The sequence below is a fragment of the Paenibacillus sp. FSL L8-0470 genome (genome assembly GCF_038008625.1).
Classification (GTDB): domain Bacteria; phylum Bacillota; class Bacilli; order Paenibacillales; family Paenibacillaceae; genus Paenibacillus_AQ.
The window spans coordinates 6,870,135-6,895,966 of the sequence record NZ_JBBOZM010000001.1 but is presented as its reverse complement, the minus strand read 5'-3'; the positions used below and the strand labels follow the sequence as shown (position 1 = coordinate 6,895,966).

Genomic DNA, 25,832 nt, shown 5'->3' with positions numbered 1-25,832 from the left:
GCATCACGTGTCCGAACATAACCATGTGGTAAGCAAGGATGGAAGTGTAACCATGAACCGTGTCAATGACGCCCTGGACCGGATTGAACCTGAGCAGAAAGAGGTTATTCTGAACAATTTTCAGGAATTTAAAAGCTATTTAAGTAAGCGGATTCAACTTGCCCAAAAAATCGGGCTCAGCGATGAGCAGCTGGTCCTAGCAGCCGAGAAAATCGCTGATTATCTAGCGGCTTATGAAGAGCCCCGCAACAGCGAGGAGAAACTGCTGCTGGAGCTGTGGAAGGTTGGCAGCAAGGAAGAGCGGCATCGTCTGGCGCACATGCTGGTCAAGCTGGTTCAGGAGTAATTCAAAGCTTGCCCGCAGGCTGGTTAAGCGGGTATGCAGGCTCTACCGGTGCATGCGCTGGTATATAGCGAGGTAAAGTCCTTCTCCGGTTCACAGGAGAAGGACTTTTGCTGTTGGGGAATAGGTACACAGGGAACGTTCAGGATATAATGGAGGCAGTATCTGGATATCTCAAATCTTATCATTGGGGTGGCTTAGAATATGAAATTAAGCATATTGGATCAGTCTCCGGTCTCCGAGGGCTGCTCCCCTGCCGAGGCCTTGGCTCAAACGTCCATGCTCGCCCGGGAGGCGGAGAGACTGGGGTATCACCGTTTCTGGGTATCGGAGCATCATGCGGCTCCCGGACTGGCCGGATCCAGCCCGGAAGTACTCATGGCCCACCTGGCTGCTGTGACCTCCTCTATTAGGATTGGCTCCGGTGCCGTTCTGCTTCCGCATTACAGTGCCTTTAAAGTGGCTGAGAATTTCCGCGTGCTGGAAGGGCTGTATCCCGGACGGATTGACCTTGGGCTGGGCAAGGCAGCGGGAGGTGCGGCTTTGGCTGTGCGCGCCCTGCAAGAGAACCGGTTGGACGACATAAGCCGTTATGAGGAGCAGGTTAAGGATCTTATTGCCTATTTGCACGGTACAGTGGATTCCGGGCACCGTTTTGCGGGACTGCAGGCCACTCCGGCCGTCCGTACAGCGCCGGAGATCTGGCTGCTCGGCTCAAGCAGAGACAGTGCCGAACTCTCCTCGAAGCTTGGGACCGGCTTCGCCTTTGCCCAATTTATTAACGGCAACGGAGGCTATGAAGCGGTAAGGGCCTACCGGCACAACTTCAGACCGTCTCCCGCTGCCGCGAAGCCGCGGGCGCTGGTTTCCGTATTTGCTGTGTGTGCAGAAACCGCTGAAGAGGCAGACCGGCTGGCAACCAGCATGGATCTTTCGCTTGTACTGCTGGAGAAAGGCCATGTCTCCACCGGCACGCCTTCCGTAGAAGCCGCGCTGCGCTATAATTATGCTCCGTATGACCGGTTTCGTATTGAGGAGAACCGCAGGCGGATGGTTGTGGGGACGCCGGAGGATATCCGGCGCCAGTTTCAGGCTCTTGCCGAACAATATCAATGTGAAGAGATTATGTTTGCAAGTTTTATACATAGCTTTGAGGGCCGGCTGAAATCCCTCCGGCTTATCGCTGAGGCTTGCGGGTTATCCCGGCGGGGCTCAGACGCTGGATAATAATCTGCTGAGTTTTGTTTTCCGTTTCCGATAAGGTAAGATGGGAAATGAAATGCAAAGTCCCAGTCTGGGCATTTCGCTGCAATACCGGTCATTTATTAACACACACCCGAAAGGAAGGGATGCAGGATGTCTATTTACAGTTTTGCCGGAGTAACGCCTTCCGGTAAAGAAGTGCCGCTTAAGGATTATGAAGGCAAAGTGCTGCTGATCGCGAACACGGCCAGCAAATGCGGACTTACACCGCAATACGGAGATCTACAGAATCTTTATGAGCAATATGGTGACCAAGGTCTTGTTGTGATGGGTTTTCCCTGCAACCAATTTGCCGGCCAGGAGCCGGGAACGAGTGAAGAAGCGGAGGAGTTCTGCCAGATTAATTATGGCGTCAAATTCCCGGTCTTCGCCAAAGTGGATGTCAATGGACCGGATGCAAGCCTGCTCTTTCAATATCTGAAGGGCCAGCAGCCGGGTGCAGCCGAGAGCAGTGACATCCAGTGGAACTTCACCAAGTTCCTGGTTGACCGCAGCGGCAAGGTTGTGGCCCGCGTGGAGCCGAAGGAATCCCCTGAAACGATGAAGGGACTCATAGAATCTTTGCTGTAAACAGCATTTGCAAACCCGGGCCATGCCTGTCTTAGTGCAAATTCAGTGTCCTCCCGAAACCCGGTGCAAACCGCATTTTGGGAGGGCTTTTATTTGATTAGCCATAGCTGATCTCCGGTGAAAGCAGCCACAGAATCCATTGCCACGGCTTGCGCTGTGAAATATACTATGAAAATAATCCTTGACGCCTTTCAGAGACGCTGTATCCTTTGAAGAGACAACATCATCGTTGATCATACATAAAACACACTAAGCGCATAATGCGCAGTACGAAGCAGGATAATAACGGCAGGAGGGTTTTATAAGGGCATGAGGTTAATAACAGAGGTAGCATCGGCAGCAGGGATTAGTGAAGAGCATCTGGAGCTGTACGGCAAATATAAAAGCAAGCTGGCGCCAACGCTATGGGATGAGCTGAAGCACAAGCCCGATGGCAAGCTGGTTTTGGTTACTGCGGTTAATCCTACGCCGGCAGGCGAAGGCAAGACTTTAACAACCATCGGGCTAACCCAGGCGCTGAATGCAGCGGGGGTGAAAACGGTAGCGGCACTGCGCGAGCCTTCGCTGGGGCCATGCCTTGGCATGAAAGGCGGGGCAACCGGCGGAGGCAAGGCACAGATCGTTCCGGCTGATGAGATTAATCTGCACTTTACAGGGGATATTCATGCAGTCACTTCAGCGCATAATCTGCTGTCGGCGATGATCGACAATCATATGTTCCAAGGGAATGTGCTGGGCCTCGATCCGCAGCGCATCGTCTGGAAGCGGGTCATGGATATGAATGACCGCAGTCTGCGCAGCATTGTGACCGGGCTGGGCGACGGCAATGGAACAGTGAGGGAGAGCGGTTTCCAGATTACAACAGCATCGGAGATTATGGCTGTGCTGTGCCTCTGCGATAACCTTGCTGACCTTAAGCTGCGTTTAGGCCGCATGCTGGTCGGATATGACCAGTTAGGGCAGCCGGTAACGGCCAAGGATCTCGGGGCGGTGGAAGCGATGACTGCGCTGCTTAAGGAAGCTGTGAAGCCTAACCTTGTGCAGACACTGGAGGGGACGCCGGTCATTGTGCACGGTGGACCTTTTGCGAATATTGCCCACGGCTGCAGCAGTGTCATCGGGACCCGTTATGCGCTGAAGCTGGGTGACGTGGTTGTAACCGAAGCGGGGTTTGGCGCTGATCTCGGCGCGGAGAAGTTTATGGATATCAAATGCCGTCAGGCCGGGCTTGCCCCTTCTGCGGCTGTGCTGGTCGTGACGGTGAAATCACTGAAATATAACGGCGGTGTCCGCAAAGAAGAGCTGTATGCCGGCAACCGGGAGGCACTGCTCTCGGGACTGTCCAATATGGAACGCCATATTGAGAATTTGGGAAAATTCGGCGTCCCTGTGCTAGTTGCGCTCAATCACTTTGAAGGTGATGTGCCATCGGAGATAGAAGAGGTGCTGAACGCCTGCAGCCTCCTTGGCGTGCCTGCGGCCGTTTCCAAGGTATGGGCAGAAGGCAGTGCAGGTGGACTCGAGCTGGCAGCGGAGCTGAAGAAACTGCTGGATCGTGAAGATGCAGGGAGTTACGCCCCACTGTATGAAGACAGCTTGGATATTCCGTCCAAAATCAATAAAATCGTCACCGAAATTTACCGTGGTGCGGAAGTCGCGTTCTCCCCTGCGGCCAAACGCAGTTTGGCCATCATCGAACGGCTGGGCTTACAGCAGCTTCAGGTGTGCATGGCCAAAACACCGTATTCCTTCTCAGATCAGCCAAGACTGCTTGGTGCGCCTGAAGGTTTCACGATGGGGGTGCGTGATATTACATTGTCGCTGGGCGCAGGCTTCGCTGTTGTGATTACCGGCAATATTGTGACCATGCCGGGGCTCCCGGCCAAGCCGGCCGCCGAAGGGCTTTCCGTTGACGAAGACGGTGTAATTAACGGCTTGGAGTAGTTTTTATATCTTTTAGTATGGCCGAAACCCCGGACCCGCTGCGTAATTTGCGCGGGCTCCGGTTTTTTTTGCGTGACGGGTTTCCTCCATTGATATTATCCTGCTGCACTGCTGCTGTGATCCTAGGCTGGCTGCTGCTTCCTGCATTTTTAAGACATAATGTCTTGCCGCCGGGGAAAAGCTAAAGGAAGCCGCAGAGTACCTAAAAAAAGGCGAAGTTCATACATTTCAAATGTGAACAATATGAGAAGATGTACCAAAAGGCTTGCAATGTGATATTAATCACAATATAATCAGTATATAAAGTGAAATATATCACAAACAAACAGACAAAAATATGCTTGCCAATTTGGAGGAGGAAGAAATCATGAAAGTAGCAGTCATTGGATGTACCCATGCCGGAACCGCCGCAATTGTTAATACCGCCCAGCTTTACCCGGATGCCGAAATTACGGTGTACGAACGCAATGATAATATTTCCTTCCTGTCGTGCGGCATTGCTCTATATGTCGGCGGAGTGGTTAAAGATCCGCAAGGCCTGTTTTATTCTTCGCCTGAGAAGCTTGCTGAACTGGGTGTTAATACAAAGATGCGCCATGAAGTGATCAATGTGGATACAGCCCGCAAAACCTTAATAGCCCGTAATCTGGCTAACGGCCAGGAATTTGAAGATACGTATGACAAACTTATTATGACTACCGGCTCGTGGCCGATTGTGCCGAAGCTGGAAGGCATGGAGCTGGATGGCATCCTGCTGTCGAAGAACTACAATCATTCCAACACCATTATCGAAAAAGCACAGCAGGTGGACAGAATCACCGTTGTCGGAGCCGGTTATATCGGAGTCGAGCTGGTGGAGGCTTTTCAAATGAACGGCAAGCAGGTTACGCTGATCGACGGCGAGGACCGGATCCTGAGCAAATATCTGGATGAAGAATTCACTACACCGATCCAGCAGACACTGGAGGATCACGGCATCAAGCTGGCGCTCGGTGAGAAGGTCAGCTCGTTTGCCGGAGAGAACGGTAAAGTGACCAAGGTGATCACAAGCAAAGGGGAGCATGAGACCGATTTGGTTATCCTCTGCATTGGCTTCCGTCCGAATACAGAGCTGCTGAAAGGGCAAGTGGATATGCTGCCTAACGGGGCGATTATCGTCAATGATTATATGCAGACCAGCCTCCCGGATGTCTATGCCGCCGGCGACAGCTGTGCGATTCATTATAACCCAACCGGCAAACATGCGTATATTCCGCTGGCTACGAATGCCGTACGTATGGGAACACTGGTAGCGCGCAACCTGGTGGCGAATACGATCCCATACATGGGTACGCAGGGAACATCGGGGATTAAGATTTATGAGGATAACATCGCTGGAACAGGACTGACGGAAGACGCGGCCAAAGCCGAAGGCATGGATATCGAGAGCGTGCTGCTGATCGACAACTACCGTCCGGAGTTTATGCCGACCTTTGAGCAGGTTCAGTTAAAAGTAGTATTTGACCGCGCCACCCGCCGAGTTCTCGGAGCGCAGATTATGTCCAAGATGGATCTGACACAGTCGATCAATACCGTGTCTGTCTGCATCCAGAACAAAATGACGGTGGATCAGCTGGCCTTCATTGATTTCTTCTTCCAGCCGCATTACAACAAGCCATGGAACTTCCTGAACACTGCTGGCCTTCAGGCATTGCCAAAGATGTCTGCAGTCAAAGAAATTGTAACTGTATAACAGCTAAGAAAATACGCCCTGCCCAACCTTTTCGAAGGATTGGACAGGGCGTATTTTTTTAGCATTGGTCATTGGTAGTTGATATCCTCATGGAAATCAATGACATCCAGCCGGGCACGGATACGTTCGATTTCTGTTAAGGTTAACGGAGCCGCGGGAGTCAGCTTGTAGTTTCTCCCTGTGATGTAGCTTATATCGTCCGCCGCTCCATTGGACGTATATGGAAGCTTGGTAACAGGCGATCTGGAGTAATCGGTGAAGTCAATGATGCTCCAGAGGGGGGCTCCGTCTCTTTTGGCAAGGATAATACGCTCTGTTGCAGTTTCTGTCCACAGATACCTTAAATCCTCCGGAGAATTCTCTCCACTGACCGTAGTGTATCCAGCCCCCCGGAACATCAGAGTGAACTCTGAATGTTCATTGCTGTGGGCTGTTTTTGTTTTGTAGATCTCTGCCAGTCCATGAACACCCAATATTTCAACGCCGGCATCTTTCGGGAACCTGCTGATGAAGTCCTGCCAGGTTGCGAATAGGTTGGGTGACCTCATCACCCAATTGGTACCAATTACCAGTGAGAGGTAATTAACCGTATTTCTGTTCTGAAAAGGATTGTTGAGATACTGAGAGGCCAGATGCAGCTGAGGTTCTGCCTTCGTATCGCTTACAAACGGATCCGCCGGATGCAGTGTCCATCTGGATGCCCCTGTAATATAGCGGGAGCCGATGGGATCAATGCTTAGGGCATTCATAAATACATTGTTACTGTTAGTAGCAGCATCCTGTGCGGGCAGCATCGGATTAGCGGTATGTGCCCAGTATGGCATAAGCGGTGATCCTTCAGCAGACAATTGGCCTACATTATACTGTGTTGCAGCCCAGCCCATGAACGCATCGATCCGGAAGTTGTCTTTTAACCAGGCAGCCTGTTCGGGGTTGATGGCATAGGTGGACAGTGACTTGGGACGATACTTGTCAGGAATACTCTCCCATACGGAGCTATCTCCGTTGGTGCCCCCCTGGTGCAGGGAATTGAGCGCATTATATCTGTACATGTACAGCCACGAGTTCATCTCTACAATCCATTGGGCCAGGTTGAAATTATCATTCGGATAGCCGGATGCGATCCCTACCTCATCTCCGTATAGATCCACGTAGTTAAGCACCTGTTGCAATTGAGGGCGCTGTGCATCATCGAACACAAATCGGCTGTCCATGGCCCAGGTTACCCGCAAATCGGGATCAATAGTTGCCAGTGTATTCCGCATGGTTTGCATTTCGGCAACTGTTGTAGCGTTTGCTCCTGTATCTTCCAGCAACAAGGATACAGTGAAATAAGCTGTTGAATTGTATTGAGGCGATAGTACCTCAAGCTCGAAGTTGCTGATGATGCTAAAGTCGGCGACCTCGGAACTGAGCAGGATTCGACCATGGATCATAGTTCCAGGCTTCGGGATGTTATAAAAGTTTGCTACCGTCCCATCCTCTGCCAGTACAGAGTAATCATCAGTAACCCGCACTTTGAGGTCTGGCGGCAAATGCTCCGGCATGATTTCGCTTCCGTATACATCCAAGGTCACATAAGCTAGCTTCCAATCTTCCATAGATACATTAAACGAAGCGTCAATTGTATCGGTGGTAACCTGTACAGAATCCACTGCCTCATAGACTGGCGGAACCGGCGTTGGATCTGGCGAAGCCGATGGAACCATTGTTGGATCCGGCGAAGCCGATGGAACCGTTGTTGGATCCGGTGAAGCCGATGGAACCAGTGTTGGATCCGGCGAAGCCGATGGAACCGTTGTTGGATCCGGTGAAGCGGATGGCACCGGTGTTGGATCCGGTGAAGCGGATGGCCCCGGTGTTGGATCCGGTGAAGCGGATGGCCCCGGTGTTGGATCTGGTGAAGCAGATGGAACCGTTGTTGGATCCGGTGAGGCCGATGGACCCGGTGTTAGATCTGGCGAAGCCGATGGAACCGGTGTAGGATCCGGGGAAGCTGGTGGAACCGGTGTAGGATCCGGTGAAGCGGATGGAACCGGCGTTGGATTCGGTGAAGCCGGTGGACCAGGCGTTGGATCCGGTGAAACGGATGGCCCCGGCGTTGGAACCGGTGAAGCGGATGGAACCGGCGTTGGATTCGGTGAAGCCGGTGGACCAGGCGTTGGATCCGGTGAAACGGATGGCCCCGGCGTTGGATCCGGTGAAACGGATGGCCCCGGCGTTGGAACCGGTGAAGCGGATGGACCCGGTGTAGGATCCGGTGAAGCGGATGGCCCAGGCGTTGGATCCGGTGAAGCTGGTGGAACCGGTGTTGGAACCTGTGAAGCGGATGGAACTGGCGTTGGATCCGGTGAAGCCGGTGGACCCGGTGTTGGATCCGGTGAAGCGGATGGACCCTGTGTAGGATCCGGTGAAGCGGATGGCCCCGGCGTTGGATCCGGTGAAGCCGATGGACCAGGCGTTGGATCCGGTGAAACGGATGGCCCCGTTGTTGGATCCGGTGAAGCCGATGGCCCCAATGTTGGAACCGGTGAAGCGGATGGTCCCGGTGTTGGATCCGGTGTTGGATCCGGTGAAGCCGGTGTTACGAGATCTGTAGAAGCAGGGGTTGAATAAGCGATCCCGATATCTTCTGAAGGTGCGCCTTTGGGGACTTCAGGATAATCAGGCAAGTCACTACCAGGCTCAAGCAAATCTTGTATACGCTTGGCATCCTCAAGCAGAAGGCATGCACGGGCAGTTACCATAGCTGCGCTTTGACGGTCAACGGATTGCTTTGGGTTAAACCGCTGATATTCATCTCCTTGGAACAGCCCGAGCTGCTGGGCTGCCCAGACGCTTGTTCGGGCTTTTTCCGAGATAGAATGACTATCCTTAAACGCAGACATATCGCCTTGTTTTTGGACCTGGTCATACACTCCAAAGGCCCGGATATACCATACTGCCAAGCTCTCGCGTGTTAATTCACCTCTCCATGCTATTGTCTGGTCTTGTATAATACCTGCAGACAAAAGCGAGCGTATGGAGGGGATGGCCCAATTCGGTGCCGCTTCCGTTGTTAGCGGATAGTCCGAACTAGGAATGGGAATGGATAATGCCCTTGACATCATGGTACCCATCTCTGCAATAGTAATCGGCTGATAGGGTCTGAACGTTGCGTTGCCATAGCCTTGAACGATCCCTCTGGAGAACAGCTGTGCAATTTCTTGATGGGCATAGCTGCGCTCAGTATCCACAAATGGAGCGCTATTGGCCCTTGCAGCTGGAGGAACAGCAGCAGCTCCGATTAGGATCAGACATAGCAGTGCCAGGCTGACACGCCTCAGGTTGTCAATCCATATGTATGTACTTTTACCTGTGTTTACGGGAACACAATCACCACCTCTTTTACTCCACTATCGGTACAATCGGCCCGAATATTTAGCGTAATATGGGATGAATGGTGAGAAATGTTTTTGTGATTAAGTTAATCTGAATTGTGTAGATAAGGTAAATTTGACATGTCAGTGAAAACTTTCACTTAGTTTTCCTAGACGTGACTTTTATCACGTAAATGTGATTGCGATCACGCTACAATGGCATAAAGGAACAAATTTTAAGTATTAAAAGGGGATAGGAATCATGGCTTATAACAAACCGCAGCAGATCGCCGAGGTAACGGTAGAGAACGGAATCAAGAAGGCTCACAACCCGCTTGCCACCGTACTTATTCTCGGTTTTTTGGGGGGAGCGTTTATTGCGCTCGGATTTTTACTGGATATTCGTGTCATTGCCGGTGCTCCGGCGGAATGGGGCTCCATCGCAAACTTTATCGGGGCGTCGGTGTTCCCGGTAGGACTGGTCCTGGTGCTGCTGGCCGGCGGGGAACTGCTGACAGGCAATATGATGGCCGTGCCGCTGGCATTTATAGCGAAGAAGATTTCCTTCTGGGAAGTCATCAAGAACCTTGTGCTAATCACGCTCAGCAACCTGGCAGGCGCGTTGTTCGTTGCTTATTTCTTCGGCCACGTTGTCGGCCTCACCGCAGACGGAGTTTATCTTGATAAACTGGTCGATATGGCTGAACATAAGATTGACGCAACCTTCCTGCAGGCCTTTGTCTCCGGGATCGGCTGTAACTGGCTGGTAGCTCTGGCCGTGTGGCTCTCTTACGGGGCGGATAATTTCAGCGGCAAAATCCTCGGTATCTGGTTCCCGACCATGGCATTTGTGGCCATCGGATTCCAGCACGTTGTAGCCAACATGTTTCTTATCCCTGCTGCTATATTTGAGGGGCATTTTACCTGGGCACAATATTTCGGAAACTTTGCCCCGGTATGGCTGGGCAACCTTACAGGCGGAGCCATCTTCGTAGCCGCAGCCTATTATATGGCTTACCTTCGTAAAGGGCCGGCGGCTGTGCAATCCGTAGAGGGTGTATCCTCTGTCGGAGTGAAGAAACACGCTTAATCCTTACTAATTAAATGCCGTCTTAAACGGCAATAGACACTCCTTGTAACTTTTCCTCTTCCAGCCTATAACGGCTCAAGAGGAAAGGTTCTCGGGGTGTTTTTTTGTGAGGTGAAATAGGGGTGCACAACACAAAATTCGCCGTGCATACCGACTCGGGGGAACGAAATCGGGCTCACGGCGAATAATAGGGAGTGTTTCATATGCTCTATTACCCGGGCAAACGAAGAACGAATCAGTCTCGTTCAGCAAATTTCTTTACGCATGGCGGCAGCAGTTATAAAATACAAAGATCCGATTCGACAGGCTTTTTACTGCTAGGGCTGTCCATAGGTTTTGGTCAAAAATCATGGGGGATGTTGTGTTTAAGTGACGCGATAATGCGTCAGTGTGGATGCTTGCTCTTCGTCCTGTTTTGGGATGATACTGGATGAAATTAATGACACATATATTACAGGGGTTGAAAGACAAGTCATGAGGTTTCTACAAGCTTATCCAAAGGAAGTCAAAGTTTTTCTGATTGCCAGTCTTATTAATGCAACGGGTAGCGCGCTGATGTGGCCGCTTGTCACGATGTATGTATTTGATGAACTGGGCCGCAGTATGACAGATGCCGCACTCGTTATTGTTATTCAATCCCTCGGAGGCATATTCGGACAACTGCTGGGTGGATCACTCTATCATAAAGTTGGTGTCAAACGCCTGATTGTCGGTGCGCTGGCCATGAATGCCCTAGCCTTGTTTACCTTGCCGGCGGCAAGCGTGAACTGGAATATGTTCATGCTGGTGATGGGGCTGGTGGGTCTGTTCAATTCGTTGTCATTGCCGGCCATTCAGGCCTTTATAGGTTTCCGCTTCGCAGAACAGCGCGGAGAGCTTTTTAATGTAATTTATGTCGCCAATAATATTGGGGTAGCGCTGGGCACGATGCTGGCCGGTTTTCTGGCCGATATTTCCTATCTGTTGAGCTTTGTGCTTAATGGGCTGACCTCAGCCGTGTTTGCCGCATTTTTCTTTGTGTATTTGCGGAAGGTTGGCACAGAGCCGGCCCATGCCGAGCCGCATAGGAGAAACGGCCCCGGAGAGCTGTCGAACTGGAAGCTTATAGGCCACACCCGAATCTATCTGTATATGGCCTTAGGTTCGTTGTTTTTATTGATCGGTAACTCAATCTGGAATACGGGAGTTTCTCCGTTTATTATTTCGGAAGGCTGGGCTAAGAGCACCTACAGCCTTCTTTGGACGCTCAACGGGATTCTGATCTTTGCCGCACAGCCGCTGGTAAGCTTGATCAAACGCTGGTTCGCAGAGACCTCGACGGCGCAGATGACGGCAAGCGCTGTTTTTTACCTGAGTGGATATGCAGTGATCTTGTTAACCCCAAGCTATCCCGGCCTGGTGCTGGCGATGCTGCTGACCACGCTGGGGGAGATGCTTATTTCTCCGGCAATGCCTTCATTTATTTCCGATCATGCGGACCGCAGTGCGCCCTTCTATCTCGGGCTTAGCGGTGGGATCGGTGCGGTCGGCAGAGTTCTCGGCCCCTATATGATGGGCAGCCTGTATGACCGGGGAGGCCTTGCGCCGACAGGCTGGCTGGCTTGCGGAATGGCGTTGCTGGCGGTGGGGTTCTTCGCGGTCCATGCCTTCATCAACCGTTCTGGCCGTGCACTGGAACAAAATGGGGTATAATGGTCTGTAGAAGAATCATTTAAAGGTAAGTCAAGGAGTGCAAAGAGCTATGCAACAAATTATTAGAGGCTCGCTCACGATTCGTCCCTCGGAGTTCAAGGATACCCGTGAGCTGATTATTCTCGATAACATGATTTGGACGGAGGAGACCACACCGGGTCCATTAATGTGGTGTTCCCGTGAGGATTATCTGCTCCATACCCCTCCCGGTTCCCAGCTTGTAGCTTTGCAGGAAGGAGAACTATGCGGGTATGTCGGTTTCGGCTGTCCCAGCGGGATGGAGAGCAACCGCCATGTGTGCGAGGTGAACATCGCTGTCCATCCGAAGTTCCAGCGGCTGGGCATCGGCGGACAGCTGATCGAGGCGATCAAGCAGCATGCCGGAGAGAACGGGATACGTAAACTCCGCTTGCGGGTGCTGTCCAGCAACACTCCTGCGCTCTCGTTCTACCGGAAATGCGGATTTGAGGAAGAGGGCCGGCTCAGGGAAGAGTTTTATCTTGGCGGACATTATGTAGATGAGGTATTTATGAGCTGCATGCTGACTGGAGGGAAGGGAAATGGAAGTCATTTCGCTTAATGTAGGCAAACCTGTAACGGTAGATTACCGTGGTAAGCCGCTGGAAACGGGGATTTATAAAATGCCGGCGGCTGGGCCGGTACAGCTTCATCTTGAGGGATTCGCCGGTGACGGGCAAGCGGACCTGGTGAACCATGGGGGGCCGGACAAAGCGGTCTGTGTGTATCCGATTGAGCATTATGCCTTTTGGGAGGAGCAGCTCGGCAAGAAACTGGAGTTCTCCGCCTTCGGCGAAAATATCACAGTCAGCGGACTGCTGGAGACCGAGGTCTGCATCGGTGATGTGTATGAGATCGGTTCGACTCTGCTGCAGGTTAGCCAGCCGCGGTTTCCTTGCTTTAAGCTCTCGCAGAAGCATGGCCCGGCTGATATGCCGGCCAAAGTACTGGCTACCGGATACAGCGGATTTTATTTCCGTGTACTGCGTGAAGGTCAGATTACAGCTGGTGATGTAATCGTCAAGAAGGAATCCGGTGCGGGAGGCTACCCTGTAAAGCGGGTGCTCTACCTGATGGAACATGGCCGAAAGGACAAGAACGGTTTGGCTGAGCTATCGGAACTGGACAGCCTGGCGCCGGGAACCCGGATGAAGTTCCGGAGCTGGCTTGAGGCTGCGGAGAGCTAACAACTGCTGATATCCAAATCGGTGAATTTGATGGTATGCCAAGTCCCCCCGGATGCCTGTTACGGGGGGCTTGGTTTGTTATAAAAGATCGACAATTCCGTTACATTCTGCCGGTTTGTATATGTCCCTCTGTTTAGCTCAGCAGCTTCCATTCACTGCGCAGCAGGCCGTATACCGCATGGTTCACATAGCCCGTAGGCAGCTTCTCCGCCTGGCGCAGAACTCCTTCGAATACGAAACCCAGCCGCTCGGGAATCGCCCGGCTGGGCTTGTTGCCCGTGGCGCAGCGGATTTCAATGCGGTTCAGCTCCATTTCCAGCAGCGCATAATCTACGAAAACCCGGCAGGCGCTGGTCATGTAGCCTTTGCCTTCATATCCTTCTCCAAGCCAATAGCCGATTCCGACGGAGCGGCTCTGCCAATCTATCTCATGGTAGCCGATAATGCCGGCCAGTTCTCCCCGGACCCACAGTCCGGCGGTGAAGCCGCCGTTGTCGCTGCCCTGCTTGGCGGCATTTTTGATAAATGTGGCGATGTGGTCCTGCTCGGTGACTCCGTCAACCCAAGGCAGCCACTGCCTGAGCCTGCTCCGCGAGCGCTCTACCAGCGCGAACATGTGGCGGGCCTGCTCCGGCATCAACAGCTTCAGCACAAGCTCTTCATCAATGACATAATTAAACAAGCGGCTGCCTCCCTCTGTGCCACTAGGGCCGGATGTACTGATTAACGCTTCTTCCATTCCAGAGCGTAAATATCTTCTTCCAGCGACTGCATCCGCTGTCCTACAAGGGCGCGGCAATCGCTCAACGCTCCATTGTATAGGGCAGGTCCCAGTTCCTTAAGGAAGAAATCCAGCAAATTGTCGGCTGCGAGATGGCCGATGGTCTCTCCGCGTTCGGCTTCGAAGTAAGTGCGGATGTTCTCTGTAATAATGTCGCGCTGCTCTTTAGGCAGTTTCATCGGTTTCATAAGAATAGTCCCCCATTGTTAAGTTATTCGTTAATTATGCCTTATAATTTCCATGCTACTCTATCGCCGGGAGAGAAGTCAAAGCATTCGGCAAGGCTGAGTGAGTCACCCATTTTATTGAACATTCTACGGTTAACGGGTATATTAGTAGGAAACATGTTCATACAAGGAAGTAGAACAATACAGAACGAGAGGTTGATAGCTGTGGAGAACCGTGGAACACCCTCCAATTTTATTAAGAATGTTATTACTGAAGATCTGAGCTCGGGGAAGGTTAAGGAGGTCGTCACCCGTTTTCCGCCGGAGCCGAACGGTTACTTACATATCGGACATGCCAAGGCGATCTGGATTAACTTTACGCTGGCTGATGAATTCGGCGGAAAGACCAATCTGAGATTTGACGACACCAATCCGCTTAAAGAGGATACAGAATATGTGAATTCCATTCAAGAGGATGTAAAGTGGCTCGGCTATGAATGGGATGAACTGCGTTTTGCCTCCGATTATTTCGGAGAAATGTACGAGCGGGCAGAACTGCTTATTCAAAAGGGCAAAGCCTATGTCGATGACCTCAGCGCTGACGAAATCCGCCAGCTGCGCGGTACGCTGACCCAGCCGGGGCAGAACAGCCCGCACCGTGAGCGCGGAATCGAAGAGAACCTGGATCTGTTCCGCCGCATGCGGGCTGGGGAATTCAAGGACGGCGAAAAGGTGCTCCGTGCCAAAATTGACATGTCCTCACCGAATATCAACCTGCGCGATCCGGTCATTTACCGTATTTCCCACTCGCATCATCATAACACCGGCGATGCATGGTGCATCTATCCGATGTATACCTTTGCACATCCGCTGGAAGATGCTATTGAGAGTGTAACCCACTCCCTCTGCTCATTGGAATTTGAAGATCAACGCCCGTTCTATGATTGGGTGGTCGCAGAATGCGAGATGCCGGCCGTGCCGCATCAGTATGAATTCGGCCGGCTCAACCTGGCCCAGACGGTAACGAGTAAGCGCAAGCTGAAACTGCTGGTGGACGAAGGCCATGTGGACGGCTGGGATGATCCCCGTATGCCGACGATTTCCGGGCTGCGCCGCCGCGGGTACACTCCGGAAGCGATCCGCAGCTTTGTGCACGAAACAGGCATTTCCAAAAGCCAGGGTCTGGTGGACCTGCAAATGCTGGAGCATTTCATCCGTGAGGACCTGAAGCTGACCGTTCCCCGGACGATGGCCGTACTGCGGCCGCTGAAGGTGGTCATTACCAATTATCCGGAAGGTCAGACCGAATACTTCGAGATTGAGAACAATGTGGAGAATCCGGAAATGGGCAACCGGCAGATTCCATTTTCCCGTGAAATCTACATTGAGCGCGATGACTTCATGGAGATTCCGCCGAACAAATATTTCCGTCTCTTTCCCGGCAACGAAGTGCGCTTGAAGAACGCCTATTTCATTAAGTGCAACGAGTTCATCAAGGATGAGAACGGCGAGGTTGTGGAGCTGCACTGCACGTATGATCCCGAGACGAAGAGCGGCAGCGGATTTACCGGCCGCAAGGTCAAGGGAACACTGCACTGGGTGGATGCCAGCCAGGCGGTACCGGCGGAATTCCGCCTCTATGAGCCGCTGATTTCCGCTGAAGAAGCGGATGCGGAGGCTGAGATCGAAGGAATGGAGCCTGTGGCCGACAAACCGGAGCCGAGTTTCCTTGATCAGCTGAACCCGCAATCCATTGAGATTCTGCAGGGCTTTGTGGAGCCGGGTCTGAAGGACAGCGTGCCGCAGGACAAGTTCCAATTCTTCCGCCATGGCTATTTTAACGTGGACAGCAAATACTCCGCGCCGGGACATCTCGTGTTCAATCTTGTGGTATCCCTCAAAAGCTCATTCCAGCCGCCTAAGCAGGGCTAATTCATAGCATTGTAATCTGGCAGGCTAACATAAAAGCAGGCTTGGCTTCCTTATCGGGAAGTCCAAGCCTGCTTTTGTGTTATGTTCTATGGGGTGTATCCGCTGCTTATGAGGTTATTATTCGTGGCCCGCCAGCTCTTCGTCCTGCTCCGCCGGGTTCAGGTAGTCACCGCGGCTGACGAACAGCCACATTAAGCCGAAGCCAAGCGTTCCAATGAACGAGAGGAATACACCGGACTGGTACATGCTCTGGGCCCCGAGGGTCTGATAGAGCCAACCGCCGAGAACGCCGCCGAGAATGCCGGAAATGCCGCTCCAGGTCAGAGTGTAGAGGGCTTGTCCAGAGGAACGGTAGGGGCGTGGAACCAGCAGCATGGTCAGCTGCGTTCCCACATAGAAGAAGCCGCCAAACGTAATGCAGTGCAGAATTTGAATAAAAGCCACCTGAAGCGGTGTTGTCGCACCGGCCATCAGCCACCAGCGCAGGACAAATAAGACGCTTACGAGTGCCAGCCAGCCCAGCAGCACAGAGACCCTACGTTTCAGGAAAAGGTTGCACAGCAGCAGCACTCCCACCTCCAGGATAGAGGAGAGGAATACGGCAAGGCCGATCATTGTTTTGCTGCCCCCAAGCTCTGTAATGTAGAGCGACACGAAGGTGTTGTTCATCGTATTGGGGATGGAGACCAGAATGCCGAAGAAGATAAAACATAGAAAAAACGGATTATAAAAGATTTTTTGGAAGCCCTTGAACGGCAATGGAGCAACGCCTATGGAATGATCGAGCCTCGGCAGGGCAACCAGCGAAAGCATAGCAGCGCAGAGCAGTGCAGCAAAGAGATAAGACAAGATAGATACGCCGGCCCACTCAATAACGGGCCCGGCCAGGATCGCGGTCAGCGCCCATCCGAGCGAGCCCCAGAGCCGGAAAGAGCCGAACTTGTGATTCGTGCCGTCAATATAGCTAAGAATCATCGTGTTGCTCTGGGCGAACAGCGGCCCCTGGAAAAAGTAGAAGAAAAGGATGGAAACATAAATCATTTCATATGTATGCGCCTGAAATACAAGCTGAGACAATACTAATGTTCCCGTCAGCATGACGAGGACAATCCGCCGTATATTCTGATAACGGTCACTCCATATGCCCCAGAAAGGATTGGCAATAATTGAAACGAGTGCTCCTACCGACATTAAGCTCCCGATCTCCAACTTATTCATCCCTACATCCTGCAGATATAGTGGGAAGAAGCTGGTGAAGAGGACCACGGTTCCATATACGAAGAAATTGAACCATTTCAGAGAGCTGAAGGATGGATGCTTATTAAGGTACTCCCGCAAATTGGGCACTCCTTTCCCGCCAGATGTCTTGCATTCCTTGCTTCAGCCTTAAAATAGGCCGTTTCTAACACTGTAACACTTGTTGAAAAGGGATACAAACCAAGTTTTGAATGATTTTCCAGCCAGCTGTCTAATTTCTGCTCCCGTCAGCTTTTTAAGTGGAAAAAAGCCGATATCCTGGGATATCGGCAAGGAGTTTAACTTAGATATGGAAATGGTCAAAGTCCGCAAAGCCCCCGGACTCGACCGGGGCAAAGGAGACTGCGAACAGGCCAACTTTGGCTCCGACCCACCGTCCTTCGGCAATCGTGAACGGCTCACCGAAATCGGTGTATTGTGAACCGTCCTGGCTGAAGCTGAACCGGCAAAGGCAATCTTCCCCCAAGCTGAACCTTAAGTGCAGGCTGTCTGCACCGGTGAGTATCTCAGCCTTTTTAATATCCCCGGCTTCCGTGAGGTTCTCTGTAACACCACTGCTCTCATACTGGGTCAGCCGGAGCGCTCCGTCCTGGTCCATAGACAAGGCCAGATAGAAGGCCCGCTGTCCCAAGACCACAAGGCCCGCCCGTTCTTCGGAGGTGGCAAAGCTGGGCGTAATCTGTGCGGCTGCCGAAATAACGGGAGCGGCGAACTTCTGCATGAGCAGCTGCGGGGCGTCATAAAGAGTGCGGCAGCCCTCTGGAAGTGCCGCGGCATACAGTCTCAAGCCGCCCCAGGGATTCAGGCTGTACCAGCCGGTAGCCGGATTGGCCTGCCACTGCCATTGCAGGCCGAGCGACGGTCCACGGAAGTCATCTGCAGTTTGGGGAACGGCAATTTCTCCGGCCGCACGGATATTGGGCTTTCTCCAGAGCTCTACCGGCTCTCCGATGTCCTGCCCGGGTGCAAGCCGGCCCATCAGCGGCCAATCCTCCTGCCATTCCATGGGCTGCAAATGGACGATCCGCCCGTGGGCGCCTTTATCCTGGAAATGAATAAACCAGGACTCGCCGGACGCAAGCTCAACCCATCCTCCCTGATGCGGGCCGTTCACCGGGGTATCCCCTTGATGCAGCACGATTTTATCCTCATAAGGCCCATCGATGGCGGTGGAGCGGAAGACCGCCTGCCAGCCTGTGGGCACTCCGCCGGCGGGGGCAAAGATATAATAATAGCCATTTCTTTTGTACAGCTTCGGACCTTCCAGTGTAGGATGCTTTACTGTGCCGTCGATGATAATCCGGCCTTCATCCAGTAGGCTTCTGCCGTCCGGGGACATCCTGCAGAGGCTCAGAATATGCTTCAGGCCGGAACGGCTATGGGCAAAGGCATGGACCAGATAGGCCTGCCCGTCTTCATCCCAGAAAGGGCAAGGATCGATCCAGCCTTTGGCGGCCTTCACCAGATGCGGTGGTTCCCAGGCACCAAACGGGTTATCTGTCTTGGTCATGAAGATGCCTTCGTCGGGTGTTGCGTAGAAGATCCAGAACTGCCCGTCATGAAAGCGCAGGCTGGGCGCCCACACGCCTTTGCCGTGCTGCACCCGCTCATAGCCGGGAAGCTCCAGCTGCGGCAGCGCATGATTGACGATGCTCCAGTTGACCAGATCACGGGAATGTAGGATCGGCAGACCCGGCGTATGCGCAAAGCTGGAGGCGGTCATAAAGAAATCATCGCCTGCACGGATAACATCGGGATCAGAGTAATCGGCATAGATGATCGGATTTCTGTAAGTTCCGTCTCCCTGATCGGGAATCCAGCGTCCGGAACCTGTAGCAGCATGAGTATTCATTCCAGCCCTCCCATTCGCGGTGGCGTATTATTTTTGAGTCTGATCATAGGACTGTTTCTCTGCCTCAAGCAGTTTAGCCCATTCGTCCAGCATTTCCGTTCCGGTCATTTTTTTGGCCATCACCTTTTGAATCATAGGCTCAATCTTTTTCTGGATATTGCTGTAGCCCGGTAGATAATACGGAGTGCCGGCAAAATGCGTGTCGGCCGAATTGAGCAGCTCCGAAGCGGATTTCATATAAGGAATGTCCTGAATCCAGGCATCGGCGGCCGCCTCCTGATTGGCAGGGATTTCACCATATAGCTTGGCGTACTGGCTGTTGATGTCATGGGACAGGTAGAAGGTCATGAATTTCCATACCGCGTCTTTGTTTTCGGCGGTTTTGGTCATGGTCAGACCCAGCGGCATGAGGCCGGGATGTTCACGATAGCCGTTGACACCCTTCGGAAACGGTACGGCTTCAAACTTGGTATAGTCTCCGTTGAATGCTTTCTCATGGGAGCTTGCCGAGCCGAGGTTATGCACAACAACAGCCGCTTTGTCCGATTGGAAGGTGGCGGCGAGCTCGCTCCAGCCCTTGTTGAGATCATCCTCTGGAGTATAGACATTATACGCGCCTAAATATTTCTCCAGAAACTCTGCGTGAAGGGGATCATTAATCGTTGCTTTTCCTTCAGGCGTAAAATAATCGGCAATTCCGGAGTAGGAGTACATCAGCATTTCCAGCGTATTGGCACTTCCGGCACCCCCGCGGATACTAAGCCCGTAGCGGTCTTTGGATTTATCGGTAAGCTTGGCAACATCCTCGAAGAATTGATCCCAGGTATCGGGGAGCGCAAGGCCTGCTTCTTTGAACCAGTCAGGGCGCAGCCAGAGATTCCAGGTCTGGGAGCTGTATGGTAGCGCATACAATTTTCCTTCTTTGGTATCCAGCTTGCGGTTGCTGGCAATCAGCTCAGCGGAAATCAGATCCTTGTCGGCCCAGCTGTCATAATAGGCATCGAGGGGCTCCAGCACATCTCTGGCGAGCAGGTCGGCCTTGAAATCATTCATGATATCCGGTGCCTGTTCTGCGGAGATCGCGACATTTACCTTTTGCTCGTAAGCGGACAAATCGCCGGGAACCCCGAGATAATCCACCTTGATGTCCGGGTTCTCTTCCTCAAACTGCTTGATGATTTTCTCGAAAAAAGCATTGCGCTCCGTAGTCACCGCAGCTGCCCAGAAGCTGATGGTCGTCTGCTTAGCCTTATCCCCGTTCTTGCTGGCTTCGCCTGATGAGGCGGAGTTCGTTGTCTTGTTCGAGCCGCAGCCGGTCAATGCCAGCAGAAGCGAGGCGCCTACCAATACGGAACTCCGTAATTTTCTTGTCTTCATAAATCTTTAGACCTCCCTGAAAGTTATATTGTTGTATATATTAAGGACGTTTCCGGGAAAAGCCGGCCCGGCCCCGTCCTTAATGACTGGAGCCGGATTAGCCCTTAACGGCACCGCCGAGGCCTTCCACCAAATAACGCTGGATGTACATGAACAGCAGCACAGGAGGAATCAGCCCGATAATGCTTCCCGCTGCCAGTGAGGCATACTGCACACTGAATTCGCCGATCATAAATTTCAGCCCGATAGGAATGGTGAAGCGGTCAGGCGTTGTGATAAACGAGAACGCGACCAGGAATTCATTCCAGACGCCGATGAATGCGAAGGCGCTGGTTGCCACGATGCCCGGAAGCACGATCGGCGCAATGATGGCGAAGATAATGCGGAATCTTCCCGCACCGTCGACCATGGCCGCTTCGTCAATCTCCTTCGGGGTGGAGGCAATGAAGCCGCGCATCAATATCGTATTGAACGGGACCTGCAGCACAATATAGAACAGGACGAGCGAGTAAGGCGTGTTGATTAGCCCGAGGTTCTTGAAAATCAGGAACAGCGGAATTACAAACAGGATGACAGGCATCATCTGTGTAGCCAGCAGGATCAGCATAAAGGCGCTTTTTCCCTTGAACTTGAAGCGGCTCATCGCATAACCGTTCATCACCGACAGCAGTGTAATGACGATCACCGACAGGATGGAGACCAGCACACTGTTGAGGAAATATTGCGAGAAATTATTATCGTTCCACACATTGATATAATTCTCGAAGGTCAGCGGAGACGGAAGATATTGAATCGTCGAGCTCATAATGTCCGTTTCTTTTTTTAGAGAGGTGGAGATAGCCCATAGAAAAGGAACGAGTACAAAGATCAGCGTTAAGGCCAGCGGAATGTAAAAGAGCAGCCTGCTGCCTATTTTGCGGCCGGTAGTCTTATTCATCCTGCATTCCTCCCCGGTTGAGTCTCAGGTACAGAATGACAAAGAGCATCAGGAACAGGAAGGTGACGACACCAAGCGCCGAGCCGTATCCGTAATTGCCCTCAAGGATCGAGGTCTTCATCATATAAATCGGCAGCGTTGTCGTCATATCCATCGGGCCGCCGTTCGTCATCGTAAAGATCATGTCGATGGAGTTGAATTCCCAGATGGCTCTGAGCAGGGTGGCGAAAATAATGCTCTCCTTCAGATAAGGAAGAGTGATATGAAACAGCTTCTTCAGGGGCCCGGCACCGTCCACCTCACAGGATTCGTACACTTCGTGCGGAATGGTCTGCAGTGCGGCGAGCAGTGTGATCGCAAAGAACGGAATACCCCGCCACAGCTCGGCGAAGACTACGGAGCCGAACACAGTGCTCGGATTAGCCAGCCAGGCGATGGCTTCATCAATGATGCCAAGCTTCATCAGGATATCGTTGATGATCCCGATATGCTGGTTGAACATGAGCGACCACAGCATGGTCGTTAGCACGCCGGATACGGCCCAGGGAACCAGCACCAGCGAGCGGACCAGGCCGCGCAGCCGGAAGGACTGGTTCAGCAGCAGGGCAACAATCAGCCCGAAGACCAGCTGAAGGGCCACCTCTGAAAACACCCATTTTAGCGTAGTGACGAGTGTGGAGTAGAATAAATCGTCTTCCGTGAAGATATGGCGGAAGTTCTCCAGTCCGATATAGCCTGCTTCCTGCAGACGGGTGAAATCGTAGCTTTGAACACTCAGGTCGAATACCCGGAATATCGGAAAGATCAGGATGCCCGCAATGAGCAGGACTGTGGGGGCGATAAGCAAATAGGGAAGCCACCCGTCCCCTTTGATGCGTTTTCTTTTTCCCGGTTTGGATAAGGCAAGCTTGCCCCCGGTTTGTCGCGTAATATCCATAACTGCACCTCCAAAACAATCGTAATTCAGATAGCGGATCAGCTGAATAAGATATATTTCAAAGGTTGTTTGTTTTCTTTAACAGTTTGCGTATAAGTTAGCGGCTGCCCGCTTAACCCTGCTGAGCCTTACGGTAGTCCGAAGGGGACATGCCGAAGTGCTTTTTGAACAGCACGCTGAAGTATTGAGGATTAGGGTAGCCTACCTTTTCGCTAATTTCATAGGATTTGTAATCTGTCTGCTTCAGCAGCTCCGCCGCCTTTTCCATCCGGATGCCGGCGATATATTCGATTACGTTGATCTCTCTGTATTTTTTGAAGAGAGTACTTACGTACGATGGTGAGATATGAACTTCACCGGCAATTGCCGCGAGACTCAGCTTCTCATCAGCGTAATGTTTGATAATATACTGCTCCATTTGCTTCAGCAGCATGTGATGCGAATGCTGTGAATGGCGCATTTCATCGCAGAAGAACAGGCCGGGTTCGCCGGCAACATCCTTCATATGCGCAGCCGTCAGGGCTTTATTGTAAGAGTAGGGGATCTGGGCGAAACCTTCGCACACGCTGCCTACACCGATGCTTACCGGAATTTTAAGACAGGCCTCAATCGTATTCCTCATCTCCTCCAGCAATTGGGCAAAGGAACCGTCCGGTTGATCCGCCTCGCCCGGTTTCTCCAGGTTAAAGAGAATATTGATTCTGTGGTTGTAATGGACGAAAAAAGGCTTTGGGGCCCGGCCGCTGAACTGTTCAACGCCTATATTGCGGATGGAGAACAGCAGCAGCTCGGCGTTCTCCTCAATGCCGGGCCGGGAGAAGCGCCGCAGATCTTCGGGCTGGATCACCGCGACCCGGAAGTAGTTCCCCTCCCAGCGGATGCCGAGGAGATCCATTTCGCGGCGTGCCCAGTCGATGCTGGGAACACCGGACAGCAGATCGGAGAAGAACTTATTTTCAATCAGGGTTTGGCTTTTTTGAGCCTTCTCCGATTCCCGCAGCTCCTGCAGCAGACTGCGTCCGGCAGCCGCTACGGACTTCAGGATGGTATCATTGTCCTCGTATTTCAGAATGTAGTCGGAAGCCTGGAGGTGGAGAGCTTTCTTGGCATAGGAGAAATCATCATAGCCGGTCAGAAAAATAATCCGGGTCAGCGGATACGCCCTGTTCACCATCTCCGCGAGCTGGAGCCCGTCCAGCAGGGGCATCTGAATATCGGTCAGCAGGATATCCGGACGGAGCTGCTGAACAAGCAGCCAGCCCTCTTCTCCGTTCGCGGCGGTTCCAGTCACCTCAATGTCTTCAGTACTCCATTTCACATTGGCCCGTATGCCTTCCCGGATCCATTTATCATCATCCACAATCAGCAGTTTCAGCATTATAATCGTTCTCCTTTCGTATCGCCTGTATAAGGGAGGTACACCTTTATTTGTGTGTACAAACCCTCTTCGCTGTCAAGCTTTAACCCATATCGGCTGCCGAAATGCAGGATAATCCTACGGTGGGCGTTCCACAGCCCGTAGGTGATGGCTTCATGTCCTACCGTCTCTGATTCCAGCGAGGCGCGGAGCTGTAAAAGCTTGTCCGGGCTGATCCCGTGCCCGTTGTCATACACTTCAAAGACAGCATAATCCCCCTCACGGCGGCCGGAAATGGAGAGGAAGCCGTGGCCGTGCTTGTTTTTGATTCCATGGTAAATGGCATTCTCCACCAGCGGCTGCAGCGTAAGCTTGAGAATGGGAAGCTCAAGCAGCTCGTCTTCGACTTTAATTTCGAAGTCAAATTCCTGGCTGTACCGGATGTTGAGTATCATCAGATAGCTGCGCACATGCTCCATCTCCTCACGGACCGGAATAATCTCACGGCCTTTGCTGATGCTGATCCGGAAATAGGAGGTCAATGCGCTGACCATGGTGGAAGCGCGCTGCCGCTCATTCATATCAATCAGATGTTTGATAGAGCTTAGCGTGTTGTAGAGAAAATGGGGCTGGATCTGGGCCTGCATCGCCTGCAGCTCGATCTGGCGTTTCTTCTCCTGCTCACTGCGCACTGTCTCGAGCAGCTGGGCTACCGAAGCCACCAGGCCGGAGAGCCCGCGGGCCAATACGCCGATTTCATTATGCTGGTCCAGCTCAAAGCTGACGCCGAGGTCTCCCCGCTCGAAACGTTTGACCTGCTTGGACAGGTAGCGGAGCGGGTTGCTGAGATTGCGGGCGACAACCGCGGCAGCCACGATGAACACAATTAGGATAAACAGGATCAGAACCAGGGAGATGTATTTAATTCGGGTTGCTCCCTCGAGAATATCCTTCTCCGGCACAACCGCTGCAAGCACCCAATGATTGAGCGGCAGGGTATTGTAGGCGATGGCCATTTTCCGGCCTGCCTTGCTGTCGGCTGTCAGGCTGCCGCTGTCCTGTGATCCGTTTCTTAGTGCGTTAATGGTTTCCCCGCTGAGTTCATATTCGGCATCCAAGGTCTTGGAGTACAGCTCACCCTCCGGGCTGATCAGCATCAGTGTCCCGCCCGGACTGATCTTTACATTCTCCATAATCTCGAGAAAATAGCTTTCGCGTAAATTGATAAGGACAATGCCGCTGGCCGGGGAATGTTCGGTACCGATCATTTTGAAGCTGCTCATAACTCTCCGCTGCTCCACCGTCTCAAAGATCCTATCCTTATGGCTGTTCAGCCAATAGTAGCCTTTCTGCGAGGTATTGTAGCGCCTAAGCCAATCGTTCAGATCAATATGGACCTGCCGGGGGACATATTCCTGCTGCAGATTGAAGGATCTTCCGTTATTGAACGCGACAAAGATGGAATCGATCATCTGAAAATAGGAATGGTATACATCGTCAAGCTGGTCGTGCAGCTTAATGAGATCGTCATACCGGTTCTGGTCGGCCGCCTGGCCTTCTCCCGAGAGAATGCTCTGCAGGGCATCATTATCCTCCAGGCGCACCAGCTGTTCGAAAATTGTGAGAAATTTGTCGTTCATGAACAGGGCTGTCTGATGAGTGGTGTCGGCGAGGGCGTAGAAAGCGTTTTCTTTTAATTGCCGACTGGACGAAAGATAAGAGAAGAATCCGGTCAGTACGACGGATAAGACCAAAATGGGCAAAAAGCAGATTAACAGCTTCGATTGGATAGGCCTGTCTACGAGGTAACGTTTCATGGGATAACTCCTTTTTGCAGCTAAGATTTCTATAATGTTTACGTGAACATTTATGGAATGAGCCTCGCTTATCCTTAGGCAGCTGCCGGAACCGGCGCTTAGGAGGCCTTGAATTTAGAGTCTAGCACAGACCTCCGCAAAATCAACCAGTGTCTATATTTTTTCGAATTTTGAAAAAGTTCGCCCGCGTAATAAATTTCATTTCTTTCCTGCAGCAAAG

Annotated in this window: 20 protein-coding genes; 10 read left to right on the top strand and 10 right to left on the bottom strand. The window is 52.2% G+C overall.

What is annotated here, in order from left to right; all coding sequences use genetic code 11:
• Window positions 1-7 precede the first annotated feature (7 nt).
• The 5 genes from NST99_RS31445 (at window position 8) to NST99_RS31425 (ending at window position 5,852) form a co-directional block, all read left to right on the top strand.
• Window positions 8-346, top strand: a complete 339-nt coding sequence (locus NST99_RS31445) for a DUF3243 domain-containing protein (protein ID WP_341096904.1) — start codon at window positions 8-10, stop codon at window positions 344-346.
• 201 nt (window positions 347-547) lie between these two features.
• The gene (locus tag NST99_RS31440) at window positions 548-1,570 is read left to right on the top strand and encodes an LLM class flavin-dependent oxidoreductase (protein WP_341096901.1); all 1,023 of its coding nucleotides are present in this window, start codon (window positions 548-550) and stop codon (window positions 1,568-1,570) included.
• Window positions 1,571-1,699: 129 nt separating this feature from the next.
• On the top strand, window positions 1,700-2,176 hold the full coding sequence (locus NST99_RS31435) for a glutathione peroxidase (RefSeq protein WP_341096899.1): 477 nt from the start codon (window positions 1,700-1,702) through the stop codon (window positions 2,174-2,176).
• 309 nt (window positions 2,177-2,485) lie between these two features.
• Window positions 2,486-4,120: a formate--tetrahydrofolate ligase gene (locus NST99_RS31430; protein WP_341096898.1), complete on the top strand. Its 1,635-nt coding sequence runs from the start codon at window positions 2,486-2,488 to the stop codon at window positions 4,118-4,120.
• A 367-nt stretch (window positions 4,121-4,487) separates the two neighbouring features.
• Window positions 4,488-5,852, top strand: a complete 1,365-nt coding sequence (locus NST99_RS31425) for an FAD-dependent oxidoreductase (RefSeq protein ID WP_341096896.1) — start codon at window positions 4,488-4,490, stop codon at window positions 5,850-5,852.
• A 68-nt stretch (window positions 5,853-5,920) separates the two neighbouring features.
• Here the strand turns inward: NST99_RS31425 and NST99_RS31420 are convergent, their stop codons facing one another.
• A complete protein-coding gene (locus tag NST99_RS31420; RefSeq protein ID WP_341096895.1) occupies window positions 5,921-9,088 on the bottom strand; it encodes an S-layer homology domain-containing protein in 3,168 nt (1,055 codons plus the stop codon).
• A 385-nt stretch (window positions 9,089-9,473) separates the two neighbouring features.
• Here NST99_RS31420 and NST99_RS31415 point away from each other — a divergent pair, with 385 nt between their 5' ends.
• The 4 genes from NST99_RS31415 (at window position 9,474) to NST99_RS31400 (ending at window position 13,198) form a co-directional block, all read left to right on the top strand.
• Window positions 9,474-10,301: a formate/nitrite transporter family protein gene (locus NST99_RS31415; RefSeq protein ID WP_341096893.1), complete on the top strand. Its 828-nt coding sequence runs from the start codon at window positions 9,474-9,476 to the stop codon at window positions 10,299-10,301.
• Window positions 10,302-10,775: 474 nt separating this feature from the next.
• Window positions 10,776-11,993 (top strand): MFS transporter, encoded by a 1,218-nt coding sequence (locus NST99_RS31410; RefSeq protein ID WP_341096892.1) that lies wholly within the window; start codon window positions 10,776-10,778, stop codon window positions 11,991-11,993.
• A gap of 49 nt (window positions 11,994-12,042) precedes the next feature.
• Window positions 12,043-12,573, top strand: a complete 531-nt coding sequence (locus NST99_RS31405; protein ID WP_341096890.1) for a GNAT family N-acetyltransferase — start codon at window positions 12,043-12,045, stop codon at window positions 12,571-12,573.
• A complete protein-coding gene (locus NST99_RS31400) occupies window positions 12,554-13,198 on the top strand; it encodes an MOSC domain-containing protein (RefSeq protein WP_341096889.1) in 645 nt (214 codons plus the stop codon). The genes NST99_RS31405 and NST99_RS31400 overlap by 20 nt, the downstream gene beginning before the upstream one ends.
• Before the next feature lie 133 nt (window positions 13,199-13,331).
• Here the strand turns inward: NST99_RS31400 and NST99_RS31395 are convergent, their stop codons facing one another.
• Both NST99_RS31395 and NST99_RS31390 read right to left on the bottom strand, forming a co-directional pair.
• The gene (locus NST99_RS31395) at window positions 13,332-13,880 is read right to left on the bottom strand and encodes a GNAT family N-acetyltransferase (protein ID WP_341097808.1); all 549 of its coding nucleotides are present in this window, start codon (window positions 13,878-13,880) and stop codon (window positions 13,332-13,334) included.
• A gap of 41 nt (window positions 13,881-13,921) precedes the next feature.
• Window positions 13,922-14,167 carry a DUF2164 domain-containing protein gene (locus NST99_RS31390; RefSeq protein ID WP_038597516.1) on the bottom strand — a complete coding sequence of 82 codons (246 nt, stop codon included), beginning with the start codon at window positions 14,165-14,167 and terminating at the stop codon, window positions 13,922-13,924.
• Window positions 14,168-14,371: 204 nt separating this feature from the next.
• Between NST99_RS31390 and NST99_RS31385 the strand changes: the two genes are divergently transcribed.
• Entirely contained in the window at window positions 14,372-16,078 is a 1,707-nt protein-coding gene (locus NST99_RS31385; RefSeq protein WP_341096887.1) for a glutamine--tRNA ligase/YqeY domain fusion protein, read from the top strand.
• A 117-nt stretch (window positions 16,079-16,195) separates the two neighbouring features.
• Here the strand turns inward: NST99_RS31385 and NST99_RS31380 are convergent, their stop codons facing one another.
• The 7 genes from NST99_RS31380 to NST99_RS31350 all read right to left on the bottom strand — a co-directional run bounded on the left by NST99_RS31380 (window position 16,196) and on the right by NST99_RS31350 (window position 25,612).
• Entirely contained in the window at window positions 16,196-17,416 is a 1,221-nt protein-coding gene (locus tag NST99_RS31380; RefSeq protein WP_341096885.1) for an MFS transporter, read from the bottom strand.
• 202 nt (window positions 17,417-17,618) lie between these two features.
• A complete protein-coding gene (locus NST99_RS31375; protein ID WP_341096882.1) occupies window positions 17,619-19,187 on the bottom strand; it encodes a glycoside hydrolase family 43 protein in 1,569 nt (522 codons plus the stop codon).
• Window positions 19,188-19,214: 27 nt separating this feature from the next.
• Window positions 19,215-20,564, bottom strand: a complete 1,350-nt coding sequence (locus tag NST99_RS31370) for an ABC transporter substrate-binding protein (protein ID WP_341096880.1) — start codon at window positions 20,562-20,564, stop codon at window positions 19,215-19,217.
• Between the two features lie 97 nt (window positions 20,565-20,661).
• A complete protein-coding gene (locus NST99_RS31365; RefSeq protein WP_038597501.1) occupies window positions 20,662-21,501 on the bottom strand; it encodes a carbohydrate ABC transporter permease in 840 nt (279 codons plus the stop codon).
• Complete coding sequence (locus tag NST99_RS31360; RefSeq protein WP_341096877.1) at window positions 21,494-22,438, bottom strand: carbohydrate ABC transporter permease; 945 nt, start codon at window positions 22,436-22,438, stop codon at window positions 21,494-21,496. The genes NST99_RS31365 and NST99_RS31360 overlap by 8 nt, the downstream gene beginning before the upstream one ends.
• A 112-nt stretch (window positions 22,439-22,550) precedes the next feature.
• Window positions 22,551-23,816 carry a response regulator gene (locus tag NST99_RS31355; protein ID WP_076109680.1) on the bottom strand — a complete coding sequence of 422 codons (1,266 nt, stop codon included), beginning with the start codon at window positions 23,814-23,816 and terminating at the stop codon, window positions 22,551-22,553.
• Window positions 23,816-25,612, bottom strand: coding sequence for a sensor histidine kinase (locus NST99_RS31350; protein WP_341096876.1), 1,797 nt, complete (start codon window positions 25,610-25,612; stop codon window positions 23,816-23,818). The genes NST99_RS31355 and NST99_RS31350 overlap by 1 nt, the downstream gene beginning before the upstream one ends.
• Window positions 25,613-25,832 lie beyond the last annotated feature (220 nt).